General features: G+C 36.7%; 4 protein-coding genes. 2 read left to right on the top strand and 2 right to left on the bottom strand.

Annotated elements, in window-relative coordinates:
- Nucleotides 1-113: 113 nt before the first annotated feature.
- The gene (locus tag TJ68_RS03345) at nucleotides 114-614 is read right to left on the bottom strand and encodes a universal stress protein (RefSeq protein ID WP_040928733.1); all 501 of its coding nucleotides are present in this window, start codon (nucleotides 612-614) and stop codon (nucleotides 114-116) included.
- Nucleotides 615-814: 200 nt separating this feature from the next.
- Between TJ68_RS03345 and ald the strand changes: the two genes are divergently transcribed.
- Nucleotides 815-1,927, top strand: a complete 1,113-nt coding sequence (ald, locus tag TJ68_RS03340; protein WP_040928732.1) for an alanine dehydrogenase — start codon at nucleotides 815-817, stop codon at nucleotides 1,925-1,927.
- Nucleotides 1,928-2,054: 127 nt separating this feature from the next.
- Here ald and TJ68_RS03335 read toward each other — a convergent pair whose 3' ends face one another.
- Nucleotides 2,055-2,489 carry a hypothetical protein gene (locus tag TJ68_RS03335; RefSeq protein ID WP_040928731.1) on the bottom strand — a complete coding sequence of 145 codons (435 nt, stop codon included), beginning with the start codon at nucleotides 2,487-2,489 and terminating at the stop codon, nucleotides 2,055-2,057.
- Nucleotides 2,490-2,578: 89 nt separating this feature from the next.
- Between TJ68_RS03335 and TJ68_RS03330 the strand changes: the two genes are divergently transcribed.
- A complete protein-coding gene (locus tag TJ68_RS03330) occupies nucleotides 2,579-3,268 on the top strand; it encodes a metal-dependent hydrolase (protein ID WP_040928730.1) in 690 nt (229 codons plus the stop codon).
- The last annotated feature ends 65 nt before the right edge of the window (nucleotides 3,269-3,333 follow it).

Here is a 3,333-nt window from a genome sequence, read left to right as displayed (position 1 = left end):
GAAATCGGTTGGATTGGTATCGAAGAATATACAGAATCAAAAGTGTTATTTAAAGAATAATATAAAAATAAGCCTCTACTTTTTTAAAAAAGTAGAGGCTGTTTTCATGGGAATTAATTTACTTCATTTTGAACGAGCTCGTCTGTTGCGACTGTTGGTTCAAAGTCTTCAGGTAAAGTCTCAGTTCTCACAACTAATACATCACATGGTGCGTGACGCACAATTGCTTCAGAGACCGATCCGATAATGAATCGTTCAACTGCATTTAAACCTGTAGAACCAACGACCACTAAGTCTGCATTTGTGTCTTTAACAATTTTTTTAGGAATCACTGATTTCGGTGAACCGTATTCTACGAGTGTAACGACATCTACTACACCGTCAGCCAGTGCTTTTTCTTTATAGCCTTGTAAAAGCTTATCTGCAAAGTTTTTAGCACGTGCTGAAATCGTACGATCATATGCTTCAACTGATGCGTAACTTCTCGTATCAATAACGTTTGCGACGATTAAACGTGCGTCCGTTTTCTTAGCCATGTTAACAGCTTTTTCAAATGCCCACTCTGCTTCGTGTGATCCATCGACTGCGATTAAGATGTTTTTGTAATCTAACATGTCATTTCCTCCTTAACTGTCAGTACACTATACCCTTAAGCGACTAAAAATAATCAAATAATACTTAAAATTCGCTAACTTGTACTGTTAGTTTTATTTTACCAAATTTTGTATGATAACGATAACATTTTTTTGAACGAGTGTGTTAATATAAAGTAAAGAAAGAGTTTTCATAACAAAAGGAAAAGGGGTTATACTTCATGATTATTGGTGTACCTAAGGAAATTAAAAACAACGAAAACCGTGTTGGACTTACGCCGGATGCAGCGTATGCATTTGTCCAAGCAGGACACGAAGTGCGTATTGAATCTGATGCTGGTGTTGGTTCTTTCTTCACTAATGAAGAGTATGTAGAAAAAGGAGCAACAATTGTTTCATCAGCAAAAGAAGCATGGGACGTTGATATGGTCGTTAAAGTTAAAGAACCACTTAAAGAAGAGTTCGATTTCTTTAAAGAAGACCAAATTATCTTTACTTACTTCCACTTAGCACCAGAAGTCGACTTAACGAAAGCGTTAATTGATAAAAAAGTTACAGCGATTGCTTATGAAACAATCGTCGACAGATTTGGTGGATTACCACTATTACAACCGATGAGTGAAGTTGCTGGACGTATGGCAACTCAAGTTGCGGTAGAAAACTTATCAGCAATTAAAGGTGGACGTGGTATTTTACTTGCAGGTGTACCTGGAGTAGACCGTGGTAAAGTTACGATTATCGGTGGAGGTAACGCAGGTACAAACGCAGCGAAAATTGCGGTTGGACTCGGTGCGAGAGTTACGATTTTAGATTTAAACCCACATCGCTTAAGAGAGTTAGATGAATTATTTGGTGATTCAGTGCAGACGTTAATGTCTACACCGATGAACATTAAAAAAGAAGTTGAGTCGAGCGACGTCGTAATTGGATCAGTTTTAATTCCAGGTGCAAAAGCCCCTGTATTAGTGACTGAAGAAATGATTAAAAACATGGGCGACGGTTCAGTCGTTGTTGACATCGCAATCGACCAAGGTGGTAACTTTGAAACATCTGACCGCATTACAACTCACGACGACCCAACGTATGTGAAACACGGCGTAATTCACTACACAGTTGCGAACATGCCAGGTGCAGTTCCTAGAACGTCGACGATTGCATTAACGAACGCTACGTTACAATACGGACTTCAAATCGCAAACTTAGGTGCGGAAGAAGCGGCAAAACGTAATGCAGGACTTAAAGAAGGATTTAACGTATATAAAGGTCACGTGACTTATAAAGCAGTTGCGGAAGCACAAGATTTAGAATACGTTGAAATTGATTCATTAATCTAATATACAGACTGTTTCAAAAGGGATGAGTGATAGTAGCTCATCTCTTTTTTCTATGGATTCAACGACTGGGATAATTTCAATGCGCTTTCTCGCAAATGATTTTAGTTTTGCGAGTGGCTTTAATTCGTTATAGTTTTTTGAAATTTATATTTCTCACATCATACATGACTGCAGTTGCATTATGTTGAATAGCTATTTCTAAATTCTTAGATTGTAAAAAGTATGGGATATTTGAAAACGACGGGCCGATAATTAGGTGTTTATCCTTAATTATCGTAGACATTTCTCTTAAAAAGTTACTGTCTAATTCATTCTTGACGATACATTGATCTGTCACGTAACCATCGATGGTATCCGTTTCTTTTATCGTTTCATAATGAATATTTTGGATGATAAATGAGTCTGTTTCATTAAAATAGTTTAACGAAATTAGAACCGTCGAATTTTGATGCATCATTTTATACATATTTGCAACGATCGGATTAGATTCTAATTGATGATTTGTAATAAGTACGAAGTCCTCAGATTCATTCAATGAATTAACTTTAAAAATAGTAGTCATAACAACACCTCTAACATAATATAGCACATCTATATGATTAATCTTTTAAGAAATCGGTTATAAATACAGTATATAAAGGAGGAAATATAATGACAAAAGTAACGTATCATGGACATTCAGTTGTTCAGTTTGAACACGATGGTGTAAAAGGGATTTTCGATCCTTTCATCACTGGAAATGAATTAACAGATTTAAAAGTTGAAGATGTAAAGGTAGATTATATTTTACTCACACATGCACATAACGACCACGTTGGAGATACTGTTGAAATTGCTAAAAACAACGATGCAACTGTTATTGCGCCAGTTGAATTAGCTGGATATTTAGACACTCAAGGATTAAACACGGTAGGTATGAACATCGGTGGAGAGAAGTCGTTTGATAGTATCAAAGTAAAATTCGTGCAAGCATTCCATTCATCAAGCTATACAGATGACGACGGAAACGTTCATTACGGCGGAATGCCTACTGGAATCATTTTAACTCTTGGCGACAAAAAGATATATCATGTTGGAGATACAGCAATCTTTAGCGATTTAAAACTCATCAGTACATTAAACGGTGAGATCGATGTTGCATTCGTACCAATCGGTGACCATTTTACAATGGGAATTAGCGACGCAATACATGCAACAGACGAATTAATTCAGCCACGTGTTGTAGTGCCTGTACATTACAATACATTCCCACCAATCGAACAAGATCCTGAAAACTTTAAGCAAGCACTCAAAACAGAGTGCCAGATTTTAAAACCAGGTGAAGCGGTGACGTTTAAATAATCTCGAAGTGAGGTTAAGGTTAGGTGGACTGTGTGGGTTTTCATCTTAATTAACAAAAAACTGTC

Source organism: Nosocomiicoccus massiliensis (genome assembly GCF_000438455.1).
Lineage (GTDB): Bacteria > Bacillota > Bacilli > Staphylococcales > Salinicoccaceae > Nosocomiicoccus > Nosocomiicoccus massiliensis.
The sequence above is the reverse complement of the archived record's forward strand: the minus strand, read 5'-3'. Positions and strand labels throughout refer to the sequence as shown.